Genomic DNA, 21,933 nt, shown 5'->3' with positions numbered 1-21,933 from the left:
CATTTGGTTCTGCATGAGTCCCAGGGTGGGCCCACCTCGTTGTCCAATTGGGCGGAGGGGGAGTTGGAAGCGTGGAAGAGTGATGGTTCGTCCATACTCCGCGGCTTGTTCGCCCGGGTGTGCGATGCGGCGTGGCCTCCTGCGCTTCCTCGGGGCATTCGGCCTCGATTTCGGGGCTTTCGACTTTGCCGTGTCAACAGATGGCGGATGGTGGTTCCTGGAGTGCAACCCCAACGGCCAGTGGGCCTGGCTGGAGCACGAAACCGGGCTCCCCATCACCCGCGCCATCGCTGATCTGCTGCAGGAAGGCCATGACCGTGGAGCCTGACGACAACCTTCTCTCCGAGGGCCTCCGTGCCGGCCTCGCACAGGACCTGACCAGGGCCGGGGTGCTGCACAGCCCCGTCTGGGAAGCCGCCCTCATGTCCGTGCCGAGAGAGGCGTTTCTGGTGCACGGCTGGTTCGAGCACGAGGGCGACGGCTGGTATCGGCCTCGATTTCAGGACGGCGAGGACAGCCTGCGCCGCGTCTACGAGGACGACACGCTGGTTACGCAACTGGCCGGTGCGATCGTTCCGCGTGAAGTCGACGGCCGCATCACGCAGCGTCCGACGTCCTCCTCCACACTGCCCAGTCTGGTCGTCCGGATGTTGGAGGAGATCGGGCTGCCCCGAGGCGGCAGGGTTCTCGAAATCGGCACGGGCACGGGGTATTCCACGGCGCTGATGGCCCGCGCGTTCGGCCCGGAGAACGTGACCTCGATCGAGGTCGACCCCGACGTCTCGGCCAGGGCGGGGGTGGCACTCGCCGGTCTCGGCTTCCACCCCGAGCTGGTCGTCGGAGACGGACTCGAAGGCTTCGCCGGTGCGGGCCCCTACGACCGGATCATCGCCACCTGCGGTGTGCACCACGTCCCTCGTGCCTGGATCTCGCAGACCAAGTCCGGCGGAGAGATTCTGGCCACGGTGGGTGGCTGGATGGGAGCCTCCGAGCTGGTTCGTCTGACCGTTGCGCACGACGGCACCGCGAGTGGGCCGGTCCTCGGCGGAGAGGTGTCGTTCATGCTCGCCCGGCCGCATCAGGCTCCCCCACTGGGGTTGCTGCCCGCGACAGGAGCTGGAGAGACCGAAGAGGCCCGCCTCGGCGCGGATGCGCTGGAGGAGTGGACCCCGCGCTTCGTAGCCCAGTTCGCGGTCCCCGGCGTCCAGCGGATCGGACTGGACCGCGATGGGCATGCCGAGTCCTTGTTCGTGGACGTGAAGGGAGAGTCCTGGGCCCTGCTGTACGAAGAGGGCGGGCGCTGGCTCGTACGGCAGGGTGGCCGACAGCGGGTGTGGGACGCGATCTCCCAACAGGTGCTGCGTTGGGTCAAGGACGGACGGCCGGCGGCTGAACGTATGACGTTGCACCTGAGTGAGGACGGTCAGCAACTCTCCTGGAGCTGACCGGCGGGAGGCCCGAGGTTCGGAGCGCGTGGCCCGGATGTGTGCCTACCGCGCGCCCGGGCCACGCGGTCGTCGCGGCGATCGCTCCACGAAGCCGGTTTCTCTGCCGGCCATGTCGAACCGGTCACTGATCGTCCGTACGCTGCCGCACCGGCTCGTGGACCACCCTGGGGCATTGCCCACGGCCGCGCCCGCTCCTGCCGTCACTCCGCCCTACTCCTCATCCGCCTCGTCCGCCTCCCAGGCCAACTGCGCCCACACCAGCCCGTACAGCAACTCCGGGTCCACGTACTCGCCCTCCTCCGGCGACCCGCACCGCCAGCTCAGGGGGTACGTGTTGCCCTCGGCGGCCGGAATGCCGACCCAGTGGTCCCGGGCGGCCGGGCCGAAACAGGTGGCACCCGGCGGCCAGTCGAACTCCTTGCTCGATCCGGGAGGGATCAGGAAGTAAGTCCACCGCGCCCCGGCGACCTCGCGCACCACCGGACCGGGCTCACCCGCAGTGAGCGAGATCAGGTGGTGGACGACGGCCTCGCCTCGTACGCCCTTCAACCGAATCGCGTCGAAGTGAATTCCGGTCAGGTGGAGTTGATGTCCGGCCACCGGGACCCATTCGGGGAGTTTCTTGTTCGTCATGGCTACGAGAATCCCGCCGGTTGCCTAGCGTGACCAGTACGACACGGTCCACATCAGGGCGATGTGGGGACGAAGGTGGTGGCTGTGGGAACGAGTGGTGAGCCCTCGGGAGTGCGACGGCTCGTGGGGGACCTGATCCGGATCCACCGGACACGCGCGGGACTCACGCAGAAGGAGTCGGCGGACCGCCTGCTGATCTCCGAATCGCTGATGGGAGCGTACGAACGCGCCGAACGCATCCCGTCGTTGGAGTTCCTGCACGACTCCGACCGGGTGTTCGACGCCCGGGGGGCGCTGAAGGCGTGCATCGAGCTGGTGGACGAGGAGAAGTACCCGGCGAAGTTCCTGGACTGGGCGCGGCTGGAGCGGAACGCCAGGGTCATCAGCGCGTACGAGACGATGCTGATCCCGGGGTTGTTGCAGACGGAGGCGTACGCGTACGCGCTCTACCGGTCCCGCAAGCCCGCCTACACGGAGGACGAGATCGTGCGCCACGTGGGGGCGCGACTCGAACGGCAGCCGGTGCTGACCAGGGCCGACCCGCCGCACGTCGGCTTCGTGATGGAGGAGTCGATCCTGGAGAAGTCCCTCGGTGGACCTGCGGTGTTGAAGGAGCAACTGCTCCATCTGCTGGAGCAGATCGAGCGCCTGAACCACCTGACCGTGCAGGTCGTGCCCTCCCAACAGCACACCCACGCCGGACTCAACGGGCCCATGCAGTTGATGAACACGGCGGAGGGTCGCAGTCTTGTGTTCGTCGAGGGGCAAGGCGGCGATAGGTTGATCTCCAAGCCCGAGCAGGTCAGCGATCTGTCCGACCTCTTCGGCATTCTGCGGGCGCAGGCGCTCAACCCCTGGGAGTCCGCCGAACTCATCGAGAAGAAGGCGGGGCAGTTGTGAGTACCGGTTCCGGACTGGCGTGGTTCAAGTCCAGCTACAGCAACAACGAGGGCGGTGCCTGCGTCGAGGTCGCCTACACCTGGCGCAAGTCCAGCTACAGCGGCAATGAAGGCGGCGAGTGCGTCGAGGTGGCCGCCTGTCCCCAGGCCGTCCACGTCCGCGACTCCAAGGTGACCGACGGCCCGACCTTCGCCGTGGCCCCCGACGCCTGGACCGCGTTCCTCGCGGGGACCGTCGGCGCCTGATCCGTACCGCACGCTCCCGTACGCGGGTGCGTACGGTTCACAGGCCCGGCGCGCCCCACACCGGGAACCACCGGGCCAGCTCCTTCTCCACCCGCAGGTCGTCCCCGAGTGCGGCGCGGACCTGGAGCTCCAGGCCGTTGTCCCGCTTCTCCGCGCCACCGGGAGCCGGGGCGAACGGGTAGAAGGTGCCGCGCTTGTACAGGTACACCAGCGCCAGCGAGCGGCCCTCCGGGTCGCGGAAGCCGATCAGCGAGCAGAGCAGGTGCGGGCCGAAGCCGCCGTCCTGGAGCAGCGTGTTCACCGCGTGCAGGTCGTTGACCAGGGCCGCCGGATCGTCCGGCGGCTGCTGGGCGAGCAGCCAGGTGTAGCCGTACGCGTCCTGGCTGAACTCCACCGGCACCCCGCCCCGGTCCGTATCGGCATCCAGCAGCTCCCGTACGTCGTCCTGGAGGCGCGCGAAGTTCGCGCCCTCCACCCCCGCGAAGCAGACCGAGCCCAGCCCGGACGGGGTGAAGCCGGTGGCGGCCTGGAGGGTCAGGGCGGCGGACGGTACGGCGAAGAGCTGGTCCAGATCGGGACGGACCGGCTTGCTCCGGCCGAGAATCGCGTCGAACAGACCCACGGTGAGGGCTCCTCCGGGACGTGCGGGGCGGGGCGGTCGTTCAGGGGCGGGACAGGTCGGCGGAGATGCGGGCCAGCTGGTCGAGTCGCTGTTCCAGGGTCGGGTGCGAGGAGATCAGCCGGCTGAAGCTCTCCTTCGAGGAGAACGCGGGGACGAAGTAGAAGGCGTTGTACGGCTCAGCCTTCCGCAAGTCCTCCGTGGGTATGCGCGCCATCTGCCCGCTGACCTTCGTCAGCGCGGAGGCGAGCGCCGAGGGGCGGCCGGTGAGCAGGGCGGCGGTGCGGTCGGCGGAGAGCTCGCGGTAGCGGGAGAGAAGCCGGGTGAGCAGGAAGCTGAGCGCGTAGACGACCGCGCTGATCAGCGGGATCAGCATGACGATGATGCCCGCCGGGTCGTTCCCCCGGCTGTTGCGGGCGAAGCCTCCCCACAGGGCCACCCGGGTGATGATCCCCGCCAGCACGCCCAGGAACGACGCGATGGTCATCACCGCCACGTCCCGGTGGGCGACGTGCGACATCTCGTGGGCGAGGACGCCCTCCAGTTCCTCGGGCTCCAGTCTTCGCAGCAGTCCGGTGGTGGCGCAGACCAGGGCGGATTTCTCGTTCCGGCCGGTGGCGAACGCGTTCGGTACGTCACTCTGCGCGATGGCCACCCGGGGTTTCTTCATGTCCGCCAGGGCGCAGATCCGGTCGATCGCCCCGTGCAGCTCGGGCGCCTCCTCGGGGGTGACCTCGCGGGCGCCCATCCCGTACGCGGCGATCCGGTCGCTGAACCAGAACTGCACGACGAACAGCCCGCCGGTGATGATCAGGATCACCGCCCACGAGCCGGGCAGCACGGCCAGCAGTACCCCGACCAGGACCACGTACAACAGGCCGATGAAGAACATGGTCGACACCATGCGCGTGGTCAGACCCCGGTCGGGGGCGTAACGGGATCGGGTCCTGGCCATGGGTGCCTCCAATGCCTCGTATGCCTCCATGGTGCTCCTGTCCGGTGGAAAGGGGACGAGTCCCGCACGCTGGTCCGCCGGATAGCGTGATCAGCGGCGTACGGAGACTTCCGGCGACCTGAGAACGGACAGGAGAGAGGCCGCGATGGAGAAGCCCCGGATCGAGCCCCCCGCAGGAGACCCGCCCACCGAACTGCGGATCAGGGACATCGTCGTCGGCGACGGCACGGAGGCGAAGCGCGGCCAGGTGGTCCGGGTCCACTACGTCGGAGTCACCTTCGCGACGGGCAAGGAGTTCGACTCCTCCTGGGAGCGGGACGAGCCGTTCAAGTTCGCCATCGGTGGCGGCCGGGCCATCAAGGGCTGGGACCGGGGCATCGTGGGGATGAAGGTCGGCGGCCGACGCGAACTCGTCATCCCTCCGCGCCTCGCCTACGGAAAGCAGTCGCCCTCCTCGCTGATCCCGCCGGGCTCGACGCTCGTCTTCGTTGTGGACCTGATCGAGGCGTCGTGACGCGCGACGCACAGGTGCCCCTCTGGCGGGTTCCACTGATCCCCGCAACACCCTGGAGTTCCAGGGGTTGCGGGGATCATGGATTTTGAGGCGCTGAAGTCGAGGTTCTTCGAGGCGTTGGACGAGGCGGACGGCAGCGTCACCGGGGCGGCTCGGGCGGTAGGGGTGAGCCGGCATACGGCGGCCGGGTGGGCTCGCAAGGCCGGCATTCGTGGTCGTGGCAAGCCCAGCAGGGGCGGGCATCCCCGACGGGCGGAGTACGAGCGCCTTCGGGCGGCCGGGGTCCGACGCCGTGAGGCTGCGGTCCAGGCCGGTGTCCACCCGCGCACAGCCCAGGACTGGGACCGAGGCATTCGGCAGATCGGCCACTCACGTCTGCATGCGGACGGCCGCTTGATCGACTATACGACTGGTGTGACCACCACCGTTGTGTCGGGGGGCCCGTCCCTGACCGCCGTCGAGGCCGATCTCCACCCCCGGTTCCTCACCGTGGCCGAGCGGGAGCTGATCGCCGACATGCGGCGCGAGGGCCACTCGCTGCGCGCGATGGGCCGGGCCCTGGGTCGGCCGGCCTCGACCGTCAAGCGCGAGATCGACACCCACTCGGCAGGCGGCACCTACCGCCCGCACCAAGCCCAGCGCGCATGGGCCAGGAGCCGGTCCCGCCCCAAGGAGTCCAAGCTCGCCCAGAAAGGTCCACTGCGCGACTTCGTCGCGGACCGGCTCCAGGAACGCTGGTCGCCCGAGCAGATCTGCAACGCTCTCCCCATCGAGTTCCCCGACGACGAGGGCATGCGGGTGAGTCCGGAGACGATCTATCAGGCGGTTTACGTCCAGGCCCGCGGCGGACTGCGCCGTGAAGTCGCGCTGGCGCTGCGCACCGGGCGCACCCGCCGCAAGCCGCACCGAAGCCCGGACCAACGCCAGCGCCGGTTCGTCGACGAGATGGTGATGATCTCTGAGCGGCCCGCCGAGGTCGAGGACCGGGCGGTCCCCGGCCATTGGGAAGGCGATCTGATCGTCGGTCCCCGGAGCGCGAGCGCGATCGTGACTCTGGTCGAGCGCTCCACCCGCTACGTCATGCTCGGACATCTGCCCGGCGGACACACCGCCGAGGAGGTGCGCGACGTACTGGTCCCGCTGATCCGGACCCTGCCCGCACACCTGCGTGGCTCACTGACCTGGGACCAGGGGTGCGAGATGGCCGCCCACAAGCAGTTCACCGTGGCCACCGGAGTCCCCGTCTACTTCTGCGACCCCCACTCTCCCTGGCAGCGCGGGTCGAATGAGAACACCAACGGTCTGCTGCGGCAGTACTTTCCCAAGGGCACCGACCTGTCCGTCCACAGCCCCGAAGACCTCGAACACGTCGCCCAGCAACTCAACGGCCGGCCACGCAAGACGCTCGGCTGGAGAACCCCAGCCGAGCGCCTGCGTGCTCTACTGACAACCGCATAGGCCATCAGGTGTTGCGAGGACCCCAAGAATCCGCCCTCTCCGCCGAGAGGGGCACCTGTGTTCAGCGCGGTGACACGGCCTGGGCCGCGTCTGAGCCTCAGCCGACGAGCAGCGAGGACTTCAGCTCCTTGATCTCCTTCGAGGAGAGGCCGAGGCCCTTCTTCTCGTAGTTCTCGAACGAGCCGAACGTGGCCTCGACCTCGTCGAAGCCGGAGTTCAGGTACTCGGCGCGGACGTCCAGCATCGGCTTGTACGCGGCGGCCATCTCGGCCGGCATCGCGGCCAGCGCGGCGGCGTTCGCCTCGGCGCGGTAGGTGTTGCTGGCCAGGTAGTCCTGCATGACCGTGGCCTTCGGAACGCCGAGCGCGGTCAGCAGGGCGGCGTTCGCCCAGCCCGTGCGGTCCTTGCCCGCCGAGCAGTGGAAGAGCACCGCGTGCTGGTCGTCGTCGGCGAGACCGGCGAAGACCAGCTGGTAGGCGGCCTTGCCGGTGGCCGAGCTGACCATCGACTTCTCGCCGTCCACCATGTACTGGGCGGACTTCTCGGCCGAGGACAGGTCGATCGCCGAGGTGACGTCGCCACCGATGACGTCGGCGACCACGTACTTCGCGCCGGCCGGCACGGTGTCCGGGGCGGAGGTGCGCTCACCGGCGGTGCGCAGGTCGAAGTCGACCTTGATGCCGAGCCGGTTCAGCTTGGCGACATCGGCGGTGGTCAGGGTGTTCAGGGCGCCGGAGCGGTAGACCTCGCCCATCTTGACCCACTGGCCCGTGCTGGTGCGGTAGCCGCCCGCGTCGCGGAAGTTGACCGCGCCCTGGAGTGCGATCTCGCGGTCCGCGAGGTGGAGCGAACCGCCCTTCGACGGGACGAAGTCGAACCACTGGCGGTCGGCGGCCGGCAGGTGCTTGACGGTGACCGTGGCGTGGCTGCCGCCCTTGGCGACGACCTTGCCGTTCGCCTTGACGGCCACGCTGCGGACCCCGGGGGCGGTCCACGTCAGGGTGTACGAACCGTCGTCGTTCGCCGTGACGTTCGCGGCGGTGAACGGTATCCGCTGCTGACGCTGCTGCTCGTGCGAGGCGGACGGCTTGCCCCGGTGGGCCGGAGCGTGGTGAGGAGTGGCCGAAGCGGCCGAGGCGCCGGCCCCGACGAGCAGAGCGGCGGCGGCGACGGCCGCGGAGACCTTGGCGCGGTTCATGGTGTTCATGGGGGTGAGCCTGCTTTTGCCGGACGAGCGAGGGGGAAACCCTGAATGAACTGCCGACAAAGCTGAGCTGCACCTCTGGTCCGGTGTGCTGAGCGCCCAACCCGGCCGCACGCGAGCCCCGCGTGATCCGCACGCGGGTCCTCAGGGCCAGAGCAGTTCCCGCACCCACCCCGCTCCCCGGCGGCGGTAGCGGAGCCGTACGTGGCGGCGGCGGGGGTCGCCCTGGAAGAACTCGACCTCCTGCGGCTGGACGACGTACCTCCGCCAGCTCTCGACCTCCGCGTCCGGTTCGTCCTGTGCCCGCCGCCACGCGGCCTCGGAGGCGCGGGCCAGTTCCGCCGGGTCGGCCAGGACCTCGCTCTGCCGGCCGACCAGCCCGGAGGCGAGCGCACCGGTGGAGCGGGCGTGCAGATCGGCCCGACTCTCCTCGGGCGACCCGAGGGCGACCGGGCCGCGCACCCGTACCGTCCTGCCCTGCACCGGCCAGTAGAAGTTGAGCGCCGCGTGCGGATGGGCGGCGAGCTGGTGTCCCTTGGCGCTGGTGGCGTGGGTCGCGAACCGCCAGCCGCGCTCGTCGGCGTCGTGCAGCATCAGCGTCCGCACGTCCGGGTGGCCGTACGCGTCGACGGTCGCCAGCGCCATGGTGTGCGGCTCGGGCTGGCCGGCGGCCACGGCCTGGGCGAACCAGGCGTGGAAGAGGGGGACCGGAGCGTCGGGTGCGGCCACCGGATCGAAGGCCGGCAGCTCGGTGTCCCACACGCGCTGGGCGTGCAGCAGGCGGAGAAAGGCCGTGTGCGCGTCGGTACGGGACGCGTCGTCGTCGCTCATGGCGCCCATTGCAGCAGGCGGAGGCGGAGGCGGCGGAGGGGGTGCGCGGCGTGTTCCGGGTACACCTTCCGGACACACCTTCCGGATACACCGACGGCGGGCCACGTCGCGCGTGTGGCCCGCCGTCGGTGAGACAGGATGCCGGACGTCCGGGGTTGGCCGTGCGCCGCCCGGTCAAGGGGTCGATCCGTCGAGGGCGCCTACTTCGTGGGCTTCTTGCCGGTGACACCGAGGTGCACCAACAGGGCGAGATTCGGGCGGAGTTCGCCGACCTTGACACCCGTGCCCGTGGTCAGGGCCTTCTGGTGCGAGGCGACGGCGGCCAGCATGGCGACGAGCGAACCAGCAACCGCGGCGGGGTTCACGTCCTTGTCGACCTTGCCCTTGCCCTGGAGCTCCTTCACCGCGTCCGTGAGGGAGCCGGTGAACGAGCTGAGGATCTTCACGCGAATCTTGTTGAACCGCTTGTCGCCCTCGGCCGAACCGAGGTCGATCACGCGGAGAATCGCGTCGTTGCGTCGCCAGAAGTCGAGGAAACCGTCCACGAGTTCCTCGGAAGCCTGCCAGCCGGCCTTACCGACCCATGAGCGGCCGGAGGCCAGTTCGTTCAGTCCGGTGCCCTCCTTGGCCAGTTCATCGGCTACTTCGAGGACGGCGCCTTCCACATCCGGGAAGTACTGGTAGAAAGTCGCGGGTGAAGTCCCCGCCTTCCGTGCGACGTCGATGACTTTGACGTCCCGGTACGGCGAGGAGCTGAGCATCTCGCTGAGGCAATCGAGCAGCTTCTGCCGCGTCGCCTGACCGCGTCGACCGGCCACGCGGCCGTCGACGGTGCGTACTTGTCCTGTCATGCCGTCAGCTTACCGACGGGTGAACGGAGCGCGATTCGGCCGAGTGCAAATGGGGAATTACCCAGCGCGCAGAGGGCGACGGGTGGTATTTCGGCCATCTTTTACGTGCGATCCGGAGGGTGGGACGGATACTTCTGGGGCCCTTGCGGCGCGGGTGTTCGCCCGAGGTCTCCGAGGCGATTGGCTGGAACCGTAAGTGTTATCAACAGCCTGTGGACAACTTCGGTGGACAACTTTCGCCCGACGAGGGGCGCGTCCGCCGGCAGACCCATTCCCGGGGAGTGGAAATGACCGCGGTACCCGCTGGACCCTCCGTACCCGCCATATCGCTCGAAGCCCTGGCGGCCGTCCCCTGGGACCCGCGGGAGTCGGACTGGGCCTGCCCGGTCGAGCGGGTGCCCCAGGTGCTGCGGAGCATCGCCCTGGACGGGGCGATCGAGGACATGGACGGGTGGCGCATGGAGCTCGTTCTGACGGGAAGGGGCGGTGACCGGGTGAACAAGGCGGCGACCGAAGCGCTGCCCTTCCTCGTGGCCCTCGCCGCCGATCCGGGCGTCCGCGTGCGCACGGACCTGCTCGACCTGGTGAAACGGCTCGACGAGGTGGCGCGTACGGCAGAACCGCACCGGATCGACGAGAGGTGGCCGGCGGCCCGGCTGCACCAGCAGCCCGCCCTGCTGGCGCTGCTCGCGGACGGGAACGCCGAAGTGCGGCGATGCGCCCTGCCTTTCGCCCGGCACGTCGCCCCGCTCCTGGAGAGGTGGCGGTACGAGACCGAGCCCTCGATCCGGCTGAACCTGCTGTGGGCGCTGGGCCGGGCGGCGGCGGGCGAGGTCCGGCGGGGATCCCTTGCCGGGGTGACGGCCGAGGAGGTGCGGGCGGTGTTCGAAGGCGAGGTGCGCGACGGCAGCCCCGCCATGCGGATCGCCGCCCTGGAGGGTTGGGCGGACCTGGACCACGACGTGCTGGAGCGGCACTCCGATCTGCTGGTGGAGGTGTTCGCCGGCGGGGACGTGGACGAGACCCGGCGGGACTTCGAGAAGCTCTCCTACCTGCCGGAGGCGGAGGAGTTCCTGTCCCGCGAGAACGGCCTCCACGGGATCATGCTCGGCTTCGCCGGCGCACCAGGACCCGCGGTCTCGTTCATCGTCCGGCTGGCCGGGGAGGCCGCGCGCAACGGGGACGCTCCGCTGCTCCGCGCCGCACTGGAGAGCGCGTGGGAACTGCTGGCGGACCACCGCTCCGTCGAACCCGCGCTGCTGCCCCTCGCCGGATCCCTGCTGACCTGCCCGGACCCCGGCGCGAGGCTCTGGGCGGGGTACGTCCTCGCGGTGCTGGGTGCCCGCTCGGAGCCGTACGCGGATCTGCTGGCCGCACTGGTCGACGACGAGGGGGAGGACGAACTCCTCGAAGGCACCGTCGCCTGCCAGGCGCGCTGGGCCCTGACCCGGATCGGCGACCCGCGCGGCCTGCCGGGGCTGGTCGAGCAGGTGTACGAGCCGCCGTACCGCGCCCACTACGAGGAGGGCTACACGTGGGAGAGCCCGCGGCTGCCCGGGATCGACGACGTACTGGGACCGCTGCGGGACCGCGCGGACGTCCTGCTGCCGGCCCTGCGGGAGGTGATGCGGTGGCGGACCGAGGAGCAGCGGCTCACCGGGCACTCCTGCTCGTTGACGGAGCATCTGCTCCGGGTCCTCACGGCGTGGGGAGAGGCGGCGCTGCCCGCCCTGCCCGAGGTGGTGGCGCTGCTCCCGCACCAGCGCCACTTGGCCGTCGAGGCCCTGCTGGCGATGGGGCCGGGCGCCGCGTCCGCCGAGGAGGCCGTGCGGGCGTGCGCCCCCGGCAGCGGGGACCCGCTGTACATGGAGTGGTGCGCCCTGCGCGTCGGCGGCCACACGTCCGCGGCCGTTCGCCTCGCCGGCGAGGAGATGACGAGTCCGGAGCGGGCGGTCTTCCTGCTGGGCGGGTTCGGGCCCGAGGCCGCCCCGTACGCCCCGCGGGTGCGGGAGATCCTGGACGGCTCCGCGGGGCCGACGCGGCTGGACGCGGCCGTCACGCTGTGGTCGATCACCGGCGAACCCGAGCCGAGCGCGTCGGTCCTGGAGGAGTTCGTCCTGCCGGTGGCGGACGGCGGAGACGGCTGGGGAAGCTTCCTCGCCGCCCTGCGCACCCTGGCGGAGATCGGCCGGATCACCCCGGAGGCGAGGGCGGCGCTGCACACCGTCAAGGGCTTCGACCGGCGCCTGACCCCGGGTCGCGACCACTCCGACATCCTCCAGGACCAGACGATCCGCGCGGCGATCGACGACGTACTCGCCCTGCCGTGAGGGCCGGCTCACCGCTGGGCTCACCGGCGGGCGCACCGGCGGGCGGGGGAGCGCGGGCGCCGTTACGTTGGCCGGGACAGGTGTCACGCACACGTGACGCGCCCGGCCGCGCGGCAGGACCGCGCGCTCCCGGCGAGGGAAGGACCCCGGCCCATGGCGGCATTCGCGCACTCCGTTCCCTGCTGGGTGGAGGTGCACCTCTCCGACCTCGAAGCGGGAAAGCGCTTCTACGGCGGGCTCTTCGGCTGGACCTTCCGCGCCGGGGACGGCATGCCCTTCGCCGACGCCTACAGCGAGGGCCGGCTCGTCGCCGCACTCGCCGCCAAGACGGACGGCCGGATGCCCACCACCTGGGGCGTCCACTTCGCCACCGACGACATCCGGGCGACCGTCTCCGCGATCCGCGCGGAGGGCGGACAGATCATCACCGACCCCGTGCGCGCGGGCCGCGCCGGGATTCTCGCGCAGGCCGTCGACCCCGACGGCGCCGCCTTCTGGCTGTGGCAGGCGGAGGAGCGGCCGGGCTTCGAGAAGCAGAACGAGCCCGGTTCGTACTGCTGGACCGAGCTCTACACCCGGCGCCCCGACCGGGTGGACCCTTTCTACGCCCGCGTTTTCGGCTTCCGCAGCGCCGATCTGGACACGCCCGGGAGTCCGGGGAGCGGGGACACCGGCGCGGCGAAGAGCGCCATCGACTTCCGCATGTGGTCCCCGCCCGGCGTCACCCCCGGCCCCGACACGGCGGTCGGCGGCCGGAGCGTCATCACGGACGCCTTCCCCGAGATGATGCCCAGCCACTTCCTGACGTACTTCGCCGTCGCCGACTGCGACCGCACCGCCGAACGCGTCCAGGAACTGGGCGGCCGGGTCACCGCCGCGCCCTTCGACATCGCGTACGGGCGGATGGCGGCGTTCCAGGACGACCAGGGCGCCGTGTTCGCCGTGCTCCAGCCGGCGGACCCGATGCTGCCGTAGGCCTCGGGACGCCATGCCGGTACGCGGTACGGGAGCCCCGCGCCCCGTGATAGGACAAGCCCGTGTCCGGTACGAAGATCGACGTGGTGATAGCCGACGACCAGGAACTGGTCCGGGCCGGGTTCCGCATGATCCTGGAGGCGCAGCCGGGCATCGAGGTGGTCGGCGAGGCGGCGGACGGCGTGGAGTGCGTGGAGCTGGCCCGGCGGCTGCGGCCGCGGGTGGTGCTGGCCGACATCCGCATGCCGCGCCTGGACGGTCTGGAGGTGACCCGGCTGCTGGCCGGGCCCGGCGTCGCCGACCCGATGAACGTCGTGGTGATCACCACCTTCGACCAGGACGACTACGTGCGCGGCGCGCTGCGCAACGGCGCCTGCGGGTTCCTGCTGAAGGACGCCACCCCGGCACTGCTGGTGGAGGCCGTGCACGCGGCGGCCCGGGGCGACGCGCTGGTGTCCCCGGCGGTGACGGTACGGCTGCTGCGCCGGCTGGAGCGCGCGGAACTCCACGCGGCGCCCGCGACCGCCGCCTCGGGCACGGAACCGCAGGGGTTGCTGAGCACCCGGGAGCGGGACATCGTGCGGCTGGTCGCGGTGGGCCGCACCAACCAGGAGATCTGCGAGGAGCTGTTCCTGTCGCTGTCGACGGTGAAGACCTATCTGGGGCGCATACAGTCCAAACTGGACGCGCGTAACCGGGTCGAGGTCGCCGCGTGGGCCTGGGAGCACGGGGCCGTCCAGCCGCGCGGATGAGCCCGGCCCGAGCCGGACGGAAGACCGGTGCGTCCGGTTTCAGGCCTCCCAGGGGGCACCGGTCGCCGGGGGCGGAGACTGGAGCGGGAAGCCCGCCCGGACCTCCCAGCCACCGTCGCGCAGCGGGCCGGTCCGCAGGGTCCCGTCCAGGGCCTCCACGCGTTCGCGCAGCCCGATGAGTCCGAAGCCGCCCTGTCCGCCGAAGCCGCCGTAACTCCCGGAGGGTGTTCCCTTGGCGGAGACGGAGGCGCAGGCCGTGTTGGTGACGGTGACCCAGAGCCAGGACCCGTCCGCGTCGAGACGCACGGACGCCTGGGCGCCGGGGGCGTGGCGGCGCACATTGGTCAGGGCCTCCTGCGCGACCCGGAACGCGGAGATCTCCACCTCCGGCGTGAGATGCGCGGTACGGGCCGCGGCGGTCGCCTCCAGCCGGGCGGCGGCCACCGGCGCACCCTCGGCGGCGGGCGCGGAGTGCGCGGCCGTCAGCTCGGAGAGCTCGCTCAGCAGATCGCCCGGCCGCTGCGGGACGTGGTTGTCCTCGCGCAGCACGCGTACCAGCCGGCGCATCGATTCGAGCGTCTCGGTGCCGGACTGGGCTATGTTCCGCAGGATCGGCTCGATCTTCTCCGGGGCGGTGGCGTGGATGGCGGTCGCCGCGTGCGCCTGGACGATGATGCCCGTCATGTGGTGGGCGATCAGATCGTGCAGATCGCGGGCGAGGGCGAGCCGTTCGGCCTGCCGGACGTCGGCGATGTTGCGCCGCCGCCGGGCCTCCAGGGCGCGGATGGCGCAGCCGAGGGTGATGGTGAGGGCGAGCGCCACCGTCAGGACGTAACCGCCCGGGACGATCACCGACCACAGGCCCATCCGCACCGGCAGCGCCAGCACCGCGAAGCTCAGCGCCGCCGCCGAGGCGGCCGCCTGCCGCGCGCTCTCGGTCTGGGCGATGGTGCGGATCACCAGCGCGAGCAGGCCCGCGCACTCCAGCGCGCCGAGGGACGACTCCTTCGACGGCATGGTCAGGCAGACGCCCGTCAGCGCCAGCGACATCGCGACGACGCACCAGACGCGGGGCAGCAGCGGCGGTGCGAAGCGGGTCGCGGCGGCGGAGAACCGGGTGAGCCGGGGCTCGGCGACGGCGAGCATCGTGAGCGGCCCGGTGACCAGGACCGACAGCCAGTTGGTGGCCGGGGAGAACGCGTCCGGCGCCGAACTCAGCAGTGCGAGATCCGCCACCCAGGTCAGCGCGAACGCGAGCAGGCCGAACACGGCGATGAGCCGATTGACGGCCGGGGTAAACGGAAGGTGCCAGTCCACGCCCACCAGCGTAAGGAGCCGTCCGCCGGACGGTGTCGGCCGAATGACCGACAGACCGGACGCCGAACGGTACCTGCGGCCGACCCGGCCGGTCCCGTGCGGGCGGCAGCATGGGGAACACCGGCGGTCGTGCCCTCCCCCGAGTACGGCCGCCGGAGGTCGTACCGTCGCACGCGGCGACGGTGCCGGGGGTGCCGTCGCCCGTGGGGACGGGGGCGGGCTACCCGCCGTGGTTCCCGTCGCCCGCACACGGCACGGGAACCACGGTCCCTCAACGTCGAACCACGGTCCCTCAACGTCGAGGAAACCCCGCTCTTTCGGTCCGCCACCCCCTTCCGGCCGCCGGACCCGGAACGCCGGAACCGGTCGGCCGGATCCGGACCGCCAGAACGCCCAGGCCCCGGCACCCTCCCGCCGGCACGCACCTCTTACGGAGTCCTCCACACCCATGGCTACCTTCCTGCACAGGATCGGCCGCTTCGCCTTCGGGCGACGCTGGCTGGTCGTCCTCCTGTGGGCCGTCGTCCTCGGTGCCGTCGGTGCCGTCGCCGCCGGCACCACGAACACGGCCTCCTCCAACTTCTCGCTGCCCGGAACCGAGTCGCAGCGGGCCTTCGACCTCCTCGCCGAGAAGTTCCCCGCCGCCAACGCCGAGGGCGCCAGTGCCCGCGTCGTGGTGCGCGCCCCGCAAGGGGAGCGGGTCGACGGCGGCGCCAACCGGACCGCCATGGAGAAGGTCCTCGCGGAACTGAAGGACTCCTCCTCCCGCGTCGCGCAGGTCAGCGACCCCTTCGCGGCCAGGACGGTCAGCGAGGACGGCGTCACCGCCTACGCGCAGATCACCTACACCGTCGGGGCCGCCGACCTGACCGACGCCGACCACACCGGCATCGACAAGGCACTGGACACCGGCCGTGACCAGGGCCTGACGGTGGAGGCGTCCGGCGACGCCCTCGCCCAGCCCGAGCAGGGGATGGCCGCCGAGGCCATCGGCTTCCTGCTCGCCGCCCTCGTCCTCGTCATCACCTTCGGATCGCTGGTCGCCGCGGGCTTCCCGCTGCTCACCGCCCTGACGGGCGTGGGCGTCAGCACCTCGCTGATCACCGCGGTGAGCGCCACCTTCGAGCTCGACAGCAGCACCTCCGCGCTGGCCTCGATGCTCGGCATCGCCGTCGGCATCGACTACGCCCTCTTCATCGTGTCCCGCTACCGTGCCGAGCGCGCCGACGGGTACGACGCCAAGGAAGCCGCCGCACGCGCCAACGGAACGGCGGGCTCCGCCGTCGTCTTCGCCGGCGTGACCGTGATCATCGCCCTCGCCGGGCTCGCCGTGGTCAACCTGCCGCTGCTCACCGCCATGGGCCTCGCCGCCGCCGGTGCCGTCGTCATCGCCGTCCTGGTCGCGATCACCCTCGTCCCCGCGCTGCTGAGCTTCGGCAGCGAGCGGGTCCTCGGCCGTGCCCGCAAGCGCGGTGGAGCGGCCGCCCCGGCGAAGACCGTGAACGGCGCCCCCAAGGTCACGGTCGGCCGTCGCTGGATAACCCTGGTGATGCGCAGGCCCGCCGCGGTCCTGATCCTCGCCGTCGTCGCCCTCGGCACCCTCGCGCTGCCCGCCGCCGACCTCAAGCTCGGGCTCCCGGACGACGGCTCCGCCGCGCCCTCGTCCACCCAGCGCAAGGCGTACGACCTGCTCTCCGAGTCGTTCGGGCCCGGCTTCAACGGACCGCTGATCGTCACCGTCGACGACAAGACCCCGGCGACCGCCTCCGCCGCCGCCACCTCCCTCGGCAAGGACATCAAGGCGCTGCCGGACGTGAAGAGCGTGTCGCCCGCCGCCTTCAACAAGGCCGGCGACACCGGCATCATCAACGTCGTCCCCGGCAGCGGTCCGACCACCGACGCCACCAAGGACCTCGTCGCCGACATCCGCGCACTGGCCGCCACGTCCCAGGACGCGAACGGTGCCCGGGCCATGGTCACCGGCACCACCGCGCTCAACATCGACGTCTCGGACAAGTTCAGCGCGGCCATCGTGCCCTACCTCGTCCTCGTCGTCGGACTCGCCTTCCTCGTGCTGATCCTGGTGTTCCGTTCGATCCTGGTGCCGGTCAAGGCGGCGCTCGGCTTCCTGCTCTCGGTCCTCGCCTCGCTCGGATCGCTCGTCGCGGTCTTCCAATGGGGCTGGCTGAAGGATCTGTTCGGCCTGGAGCAGCCCGGTCCGATCATGAGCCTGATGCCGATCCTGCTGGTCGGCATCGTCTTCGGACTCGCCATGGACTACCAGGTCTTCCTGGTGACCCGGATGCGCGAGGCGTACGTCCACGGCGCCGATCCCCGTACGGCGATCGAGACCGGCTTCCGCCACAGCGCCAAGGTCGTCACGGCCGCGGCCCTCATCATGATCTCGGTGTTCGCCGGCTTCATCGGCGCGCAGGAGGCCATCATCAAGGCCCTGGGCTTCGCCCTCGCTGTCGCCGTCGCCCTGGACGCCTTCGTCGTCCGCATGACGATCGTGCCCGCCGTCCTCACTCTCCTCGGCAAGCACGCCTGGAGCCTGCCGCGTTGGATCGACCGCATTCTGCCCGAGGTCGACATCGAGGGCGAGAAGCTCGCCCGCCGCGACCCGGAGGCCGCGGCCGAACCGTTCCCGGACGCCGAACCGCAGTTGAGCGGCCGACGCTGACGGGCACTTGTTCACCGGTACGAGCCCGGTGTGACCGGAATCGACGGTGAGTGACGGGCATTCACCGGGCGCTTGCCGGAGCCCGCGCGAGCGTGGGCCCATGGACAGGGGGCGTGCACAGGGGGTCTGTGCACGCCCCCGCCGACGTTCCGGACGCGCCGCGCGCGCACAACGCCGTTACGCCCCCGCGCACTTCGACCGCCCCCTCGTGATCCACGCGCGCCACGTACTCCAGTCCGTCGCCCGTACGGCGGTTGCGCGGGTCCGCTTCCATAGCAGCGGACCCCGTCCATCCGCCACCGACAGGGCTGGTGACACCCCGATTCGCCCCCGGGTTCGCAACTGGGGGCCGCGCCAGGAAGAATCGGGGTGCGCACCGCCAGGTGGTGCCCGGTGGTGAGACGCCGCACGGGGCGGGAATTCGCGGGCCGGGGTCGAGGGACCAGGGCCCGTACGGGGAGGTGGCAGGCAAGTGGAGCAGCTGACGCAGCACGACCCGAGACGGATCGGCCCGTTCGAGGTGCTGGGACGGCTCGGAGCCGGCGGCATGGGGCTCGTCTATCTCGCGCGCTCGGCATCGGGCAGACGGGTGGCGATCAAGACCGTCCGCACCGAGCTCGCCGAGGACCAGCTCTTCCGCGTCCGGTTCACCCGCGAGGTCGAAGCCGCCCGCGCGGTGAGCGGGTTCTACACCGCCGCCGTGGTCGACGCCGACCCGCGCGCCGCCGTGCCGTGGCTGGCCACCGCGTACGTGCCCGCCCCCTCGCTCGAAGAGATAGTGAACGAGTGCGGGCCCATGCCCACTCAGGCCGTCCGCTGGCTGGCCGCCGGCATCGCGGAGGCCCTCCAGTCGATCCACGGCGCCGGGCTCGTCCACCGCGACCTGAAGCCGTCCAACGTGCTCGTCGTGGAGGACGGCCCCCGGGTCATCGACTTCGGCATCGCCTCCGGGGTCTCCAACACCCGGCTGACCATGACGAACGTCGCCGTGGGCACCCCCGCCTACATGTCGCCCGAGCAGGCCCGCGACTCGCGCAGCGTCACCGGGGCGAGCGACGTCTTCTCGCTCGGCTCCACCCTCGTCTTCGCGGCCACCGGCCACGCGCCCTTCCACGGCGCCAACCCGGTCGAGACCGTCTTCATGCTGCTGCGCGAAGGCCCCGACACCGAAGGGCTCCCGGAGGAACTCCGCCCGCTGATCGAGTCCTGCATGCAGATGGACCCGACCCGTCGCCCCAGCCCCGCCGACCTCCAGGCGCAGCTCGCCCCGCACCTGTTCGCCTCGGGCAGCGACGACAGCGGCACCGCCTCCGCCTGGCTGCCCGGCCGGGCCACCGCGATGATCGAGCAGCGCCGCGGCGGTGGACGCACCATGGCCCCGGCCCCCGCCCAGGTGGTGGCCCCGCCGCCGCCCCCGCGCCCGCCGCTCGGCGACTGGGACACCAGCCGCATGCCGGAGACGGCGCCGGTGCCCCCGCCGTCCCACGCCCGGCCCGCCCCGCCCGCGGTCCCCGGCCCCTCGGGTCCGGGATCCGGGGCGCCGTCGACGGACGGCGGCCCCGTCCGGCTGATCGGCGCCAAGGTCGCGATCGGGCCCGGCCCGCGCGCCGCCGAGATCCGGGGAGCGGCCGCCGCACACCCGGCCGCCGCCACCGGCTGGGTCCGCCCGCCCGTCGGACTGGCCGGTGCGCTGCCCGCCGCGGTCACCGCGCCCGTACCCGCGCCGACCACCGCCCCCGAGGCGGCGCCCGCCGTACCGGACCGCTGGCGCCCCTGGCGTTTCCGGATGTCCAACGACGTCTGGGGCACCCCGGTCGTCGCCGGCGGCCTGCTCTACGTCACGTCCTTCGAGATCCACGCGCTGGACATCGGCAACGGCCGGCGCCAGTTCAAGACCCGGGACGTCGCCTGGGCGATGGCCGTCGACGACGGCGTCATCCACGCCTCGGACGGCCCTTCCCTCTACGCCCTGGACGCCACGGGCGGCACCGAACGGTGGCGACGGCGCGCCGCCGCCTGGGTCTACTCCCTCAAGGCCGACCGGGGTACCGTCCTCACCGGCACCCGGGGCGGCGGCGTCCAGGCGTGGGACGCGGCGGGCGGCGACCCGCTGTGGGAGCTCAGCGGCGCCCAGACCGACTTCGAGACCGCGGAGGCCGGACCGGCGCTCCACGAGGGGACCGCGTACGTCTGGCAGGACGGCCGGCTGCGCGCGCTCGACGCCCGTACCGGCTCCGAGCGCTGGTCGTACCCGATCGGCGACGCGGCCTCCTGCGGTGGTGTCCCGGTCCGGGTGACCCCCGCGCCGGACGGCAACGTGTACGTCGCGGCGGGCACCCGGGTGCTGGCCGTGGACAGCCTCTCCGGCCATGTGCGCTGGCACTTCGAGGCGCCCGCCGTCTTCCTCTCGCCGCCCGCGTTCGCACCCGGCCCGGCGGTCACCGGGGGAGGCGTGTACCTCGCCGACTACCTCGGTACGGTCTACGCGCTCGACGCCGCGAACGGCAAGGACCGCTGGCGCATCGCCACCGAGGCCCGCCATTCCATCGAGCCCGTCCTCGTCGCCGGAGGGAACGTGCACGTCGGCAGCGGCAGCGCCCTCTACACCCTGGACGCGGTGACCGGCACCCCGAAGTGGCGGTTCGCGGCCGGCGGCGACGTGGTCGGCAGCCCCGTGGTCGCGGACGGACGCGTGCACTTCGGCTCCGCCGACCACGTCCTCTACACCCTGGACGCGGCGGGCGGCACCCTGCGCTGGAAGCTCGCCACCGGCGGCGAGATCACCGGCTCCCCGGTCGCCCGCGCCGGAGTCGTCTACGCCTGCAGCAAGGACCGGTGCGTCTACGCGCTGGACGCGCTGAAGGGCACGGGGACGGGGAACAACCGGGCCCGGTAGGGGGCCGCTCCCACTCCCGTGCCCGGCGGGCCGGTGCCTGCCTTGCCTCAGGGGCCGTCGTGCCGGCGCGGATCCTCCGGGCCGGTGTACGGGTCCGGTTCCGGCTCGGGCAGCGGGCTCGTCTGGACGGACGGGCCCGGCTCCTGCGTCGGCGGCCAGGTGTCCGGGTGCTGGTAGCCGGACGTGGGGTAGGGCGCGGTACGCGCGTCGTAGTCCGGCGTACCCCCGACCCGGTCCGGTCCGCGACGGCGGCCTCGGCGTCCCGACATCACCAGGGAGCCGATCAGCATCAGCAGGCCGCCGCCCAAGGCGAGCGCCACCCCCCACTGGAGCCCGGAACCGTCCGGGTCCACCGCCAGGCTCCCCGCCGCCTGGCCCTGGCGGACCATCCACAGCACGGTGAAGCCGAGCGTCAGCACCCCGGCGAGCGCCACCACCAGCCGCGAGCGGAGCGCGACCCCGGCGACGGTCAGCACCGCGGCGACCAGCAGGGGCAGAAACAGCGACACCATCACCCCCGACGAGGTGGCGGTGATGCCTTCGAAGAGGTCCCGGACGCGGTAGTCATGCCCGGGGCGGCCGTCGTACCAGTCGCGGAAGGGGCTCAGGACGGCGGCCGCCGCTCCGGCGAGAGCGACCACGGAGCCGAGGATGTTGCGGATCATCGTCAGCCTCCTGCGTCACACGCGCGTGCACATCGACTGCGCACGCGCCCATACGTGCGCGGCGCTCTCCCGTCCGACGCTACGCCCGCCACCCGGGTGACGCGAACCGGCGCCCGGCGAGCAGGGGACGGCCGGCCGGCCGGGGCGGCGGACCCGCGGGACCAGGCAGACCGGAACGCTCGCGGAACGGCTCCTCGGCCCGCTCCGCCAGGGGGGGGTGAACGCCGTGCGCACATGAGGTGTTGTGGCCGGTTCATCCAGAGATGTCCCTAGCGTGAGCGAGCAAAACGCAGGCATGGTGCGGGCGTCCGTGCTGCCCCTCCATGTACCGACCACGAAGGAGTAAGCGTGAACGCTCGATTCGGCATGAAGCGGAAAGTCGCGTTGGGGATGGCGGCGCTGGCCGCTCTGGCCGCCGGGGCCGTCCCGGTATCCGCGCTCGCCGGCGGAGGCAAGGGGAGTGCGGACCACTGGGGCGTCATCACCCGTGGCACGATCGGTTCTCCCGTCGCCGCCCCGAGGAACGGCCCGTACGGTTCGTTCGGTGTGACGGGACCCGAGGCGAGGCCGCCCTTCGGGCGAGGCAGCCTCGGGACCGAGGTCGCGGACAACTCCACTTCTCTCACACCGTCCAGTGAAAGGGTCAGCTTCGGCAAC

General features: G+C 71.6%; 18 protein-coding genes and 1 pseudogene. 11 read left to right on the top strand and 8 right to left on the bottom strand.

All coding sequences use genetic code 11. The features are described from left to right. Positions 1–145: 145 nt before the first annotated feature. Both OHA55_RS11780 and tgmC read left to right on the top strand, forming a co-directional pair. Positions 146–328, top strand: a pseudogene (locus OHA55_RS11780) (ATP-grasp ribosomal peptide maturase); the annotation flags it as partial. Further along, a complete protein-coding gene (gene tgmC, locus OHA55_RS11775; protein WP_266705507.1) occupies positions 312–1,445 on the top strand; it encodes an ATP-grasp peptide maturase system methyltransferase in 1,134 nt (377 codons plus the stop codon). The pseudogene OHA55_RS11780 and the gene tgmC, both read left to right, overlap by 17 nt. Positions 1,446–1,658: 213 nt before the next feature. Here tgmC and OHA55_RS11770 read toward each other — a convergent pair whose 3' ends face one another. Beyond that, positions 1,659–2,081 carry a hypothetical protein gene (locus OHA55_RS11770; protein WP_266705505.1) on the bottom strand — a complete coding sequence of 141 codons (423 nt, stop codon included), beginning with the start codon at positions 2,079–2,081 and terminating at the stop codon, positions 1,659–1,661. Positions 2,082–2,165: 84 nt separating this feature from the next. On the opposite strand from OHA55_RS11770, the gene OHA55_RS11765 reads away from it, so the two are divergent. Together OHA55_RS11765 and OHA55_RS11760 are read left to right on the top strand one after the other, a co-directional pair. Continuing rightward, positions 2,166–2,981: a helix-turn-helix transcriptional regulator gene (locus OHA55_RS11765; protein WP_266705503.1), complete on the top strand. Its 816-nt coding sequence runs from the start codon at positions 2,166–2,168 to the stop codon at positions 2,979–2,981. After that, the gene (locus tag OHA55_RS11760) at positions 2,978–3,226 is read left to right on the top strand and encodes a DUF397 domain-containing protein (protein ID WP_266705501.1); all 249 of its coding nucleotides are present in this window, start codon (positions 2,978–2,980) and stop codon (positions 3,224–3,226) included. The genes OHA55_RS11765 and OHA55_RS11760 overlap by 4 nt, the downstream gene beginning before the upstream one ends. Positions 3,227–3,263: 37 nt before the next feature. Here the strand turns inward: OHA55_RS11760 and OHA55_RS11755 are convergent, their stop codons facing one another. Then, positions 3,264–3,848, bottom strand: coding sequence for a hypothetical protein (locus tag OHA55_RS11755; RefSeq protein WP_266705499.1), 585 nt, complete (start codon positions 3,846–3,848; stop codon positions 3,264–3,266). Positions 3,849–3,888: 40 nt separating this feature from the next. After that, positions 3,889–4,800, bottom strand: a complete 912-nt coding sequence (gene htpX / locus OHA55_RS11750) for a zinc metalloprotease HtpX (RefSeq protein ID WP_266705497.1) — start codon at positions 4,798–4,800, stop codon at positions 3,889–3,891. Positions 4,801–4,945: 145 nt separating this feature from the next. Between htpX and OHA55_RS11745 the strand changes: the two genes are divergently transcribed. Both OHA55_RS11745 and OHA55_RS11740 read left to right on the top strand, forming a co-directional pair. Further along, positions 4,946–5,314 (top strand): FKBP-type peptidyl-prolyl cis-trans isomerase, encoded by a 369-nt coding sequence (locus OHA55_RS11745; RefSeq protein WP_266705495.1) that lies wholly within the window; start codon positions 4,946–4,948, stop codon positions 5,312–5,314. Between the two features lie 429 nt (positions 5,315–5,743). Continuing rightward, a complete protein-coding gene (locus OHA55_RS11740) occupies positions 5,744–6,772 on the top strand; it encodes an IS30 family transposase (RefSeq protein WP_266710402.1) in 1,029 nt (342 codons plus the stop codon). Positions 6,773–6,869: 97 nt separating this feature from the next. Here OHA55_RS11740 and OHA55_RS11735 read toward each other — a convergent pair whose 3' ends face one another. The 3 genes from OHA55_RS11735 to OHA55_RS11725 form a co-directional block, all read right to left on the bottom strand. After that, positions 6,870–7,979 (bottom strand): tyrosine-protein phosphatase, encoded by a 1,110-nt coding sequence (locus OHA55_RS11735; RefSeq protein WP_266705493.1) that lies wholly within the window; start codon positions 7,977–7,979, stop codon positions 6,870–6,872. Positions 7,980–8,120: 141 nt separating this feature from the next. After that, the gene (locus OHA55_RS11730) at positions 8,121–8,807 is read right to left on the bottom strand and encodes a pyridoxal 5'-phosphate synthase (RefSeq protein ID WP_266705491.1); all 687 of its coding nucleotides are present in this window, start codon (positions 8,805–8,807) and stop codon (positions 8,121–8,123) included. 200 nt (positions 8,808–9,007) lie between these two features. Then, a complete protein-coding gene (locus tag OHA55_RS11725) occupies positions 9,008–9,658 on the bottom strand; it encodes a TetR family transcriptional regulator (protein WP_266705489.1) in 651 nt (216 codons plus the stop codon). 287 nt (positions 9,659–9,945) lie between these two features. Here OHA55_RS11725 and OHA55_RS11720 point away from each other — a divergent pair, with 287 nt between their 5' ends. The 3 genes from OHA55_RS11720 (at position 9,946) to OHA55_RS11710 (ending at position 13,715) form a co-directional block, all read left to right on the top strand. After that, positions 9,946–11,988, top strand: a complete 2,043-nt coding sequence (locus tag OHA55_RS11720) for a hypothetical protein (protein ID WP_266705487.1) — start codon at positions 9,946–9,948, stop codon at positions 11,986–11,988. 153 nt (positions 11,989–12,141) lie between these two features. Beyond that, positions 12,142–12,963 carry a VOC family protein gene (locus tag OHA55_RS11715; RefSeq protein WP_266705485.1) on the top strand — a complete coding sequence of 274 codons (822 nt, stop codon included), beginning with the start codon at positions 12,142–12,144 and terminating at the stop codon, positions 12,961–12,963. 62 nt (positions 12,964–13,025) lie between these two features. Beyond that, entirely contained in the window at positions 13,026–13,715 is a 690-nt protein-coding gene (locus OHA55_RS11710) for a response regulator transcription factor (RefSeq protein WP_266705483.1), read from the top strand. Between the two features lie 39 nt (positions 13,716–13,754). Here the strand turns inward: OHA55_RS11710 and OHA55_RS11705 are convergent, their stop codons facing one another. Continuing rightward, entirely contained in the window at positions 13,755–15,032 is a 1,278-nt protein-coding gene (locus OHA55_RS11705) for a sensor histidine kinase (protein WP_266705481.1), read from the bottom strand. A 448-nt stretch (positions 15,033–15,480) separates the two neighbouring features. Here OHA55_RS11705 and OHA55_RS11700 point away from each other — a divergent pair, with 448 nt between their 5' ends. Both OHA55_RS11700 and OHA55_RS11695 read left to right on the top strand, forming a co-directional pair. Then, positions 15,481–17,715: an MMPL family transporter gene (locus tag OHA55_RS11700; protein ID WP_266705479.1), complete on the top strand. Its 2,235-nt coding sequence runs from the start codon at positions 15,481–15,483 to the stop codon at positions 17,713–17,715. Positions 17,716–18,187: 472 nt separating this feature from the next. Further along, entirely contained in the window at positions 18,188–20,611 is a 2,424-nt protein-coding gene (locus OHA55_RS11695) for a PQQ-binding-like beta-propeller repeat protein (protein WP_266705477.1), read from the top strand. 47 nt (positions 20,612–20,658) lie between these two features. On the opposite strand, the gene OHA55_RS11690 is transcribed toward OHA55_RS11695, so the two are convergent. Beyond that, positions 20,659–21,276: a hypothetical protein gene (locus OHA55_RS11690; RefSeq protein WP_266705474.1), complete on the bottom strand. Its 618-nt coding sequence runs from the start codon at positions 21,274–21,276 to the stop codon at positions 20,659–20,661. Between the last annotated feature and the right edge of the window lie 657 nt (positions 21,277–21,933).

This window comes from Streptomyces sp. NBC_00102, assembly GCF_026343115.1.
In the GTDB taxonomy this organism is placed as follows: domain Bacteria; phylum Actinomycetota; class Actinomycetes; order Streptomycetales; family Streptomycetaceae; genus Streptomyces.
Note: the sequence above shows the minus strand (reverse complement) of the source record. Positions and strands in the feature narration are given on the sequence as shown.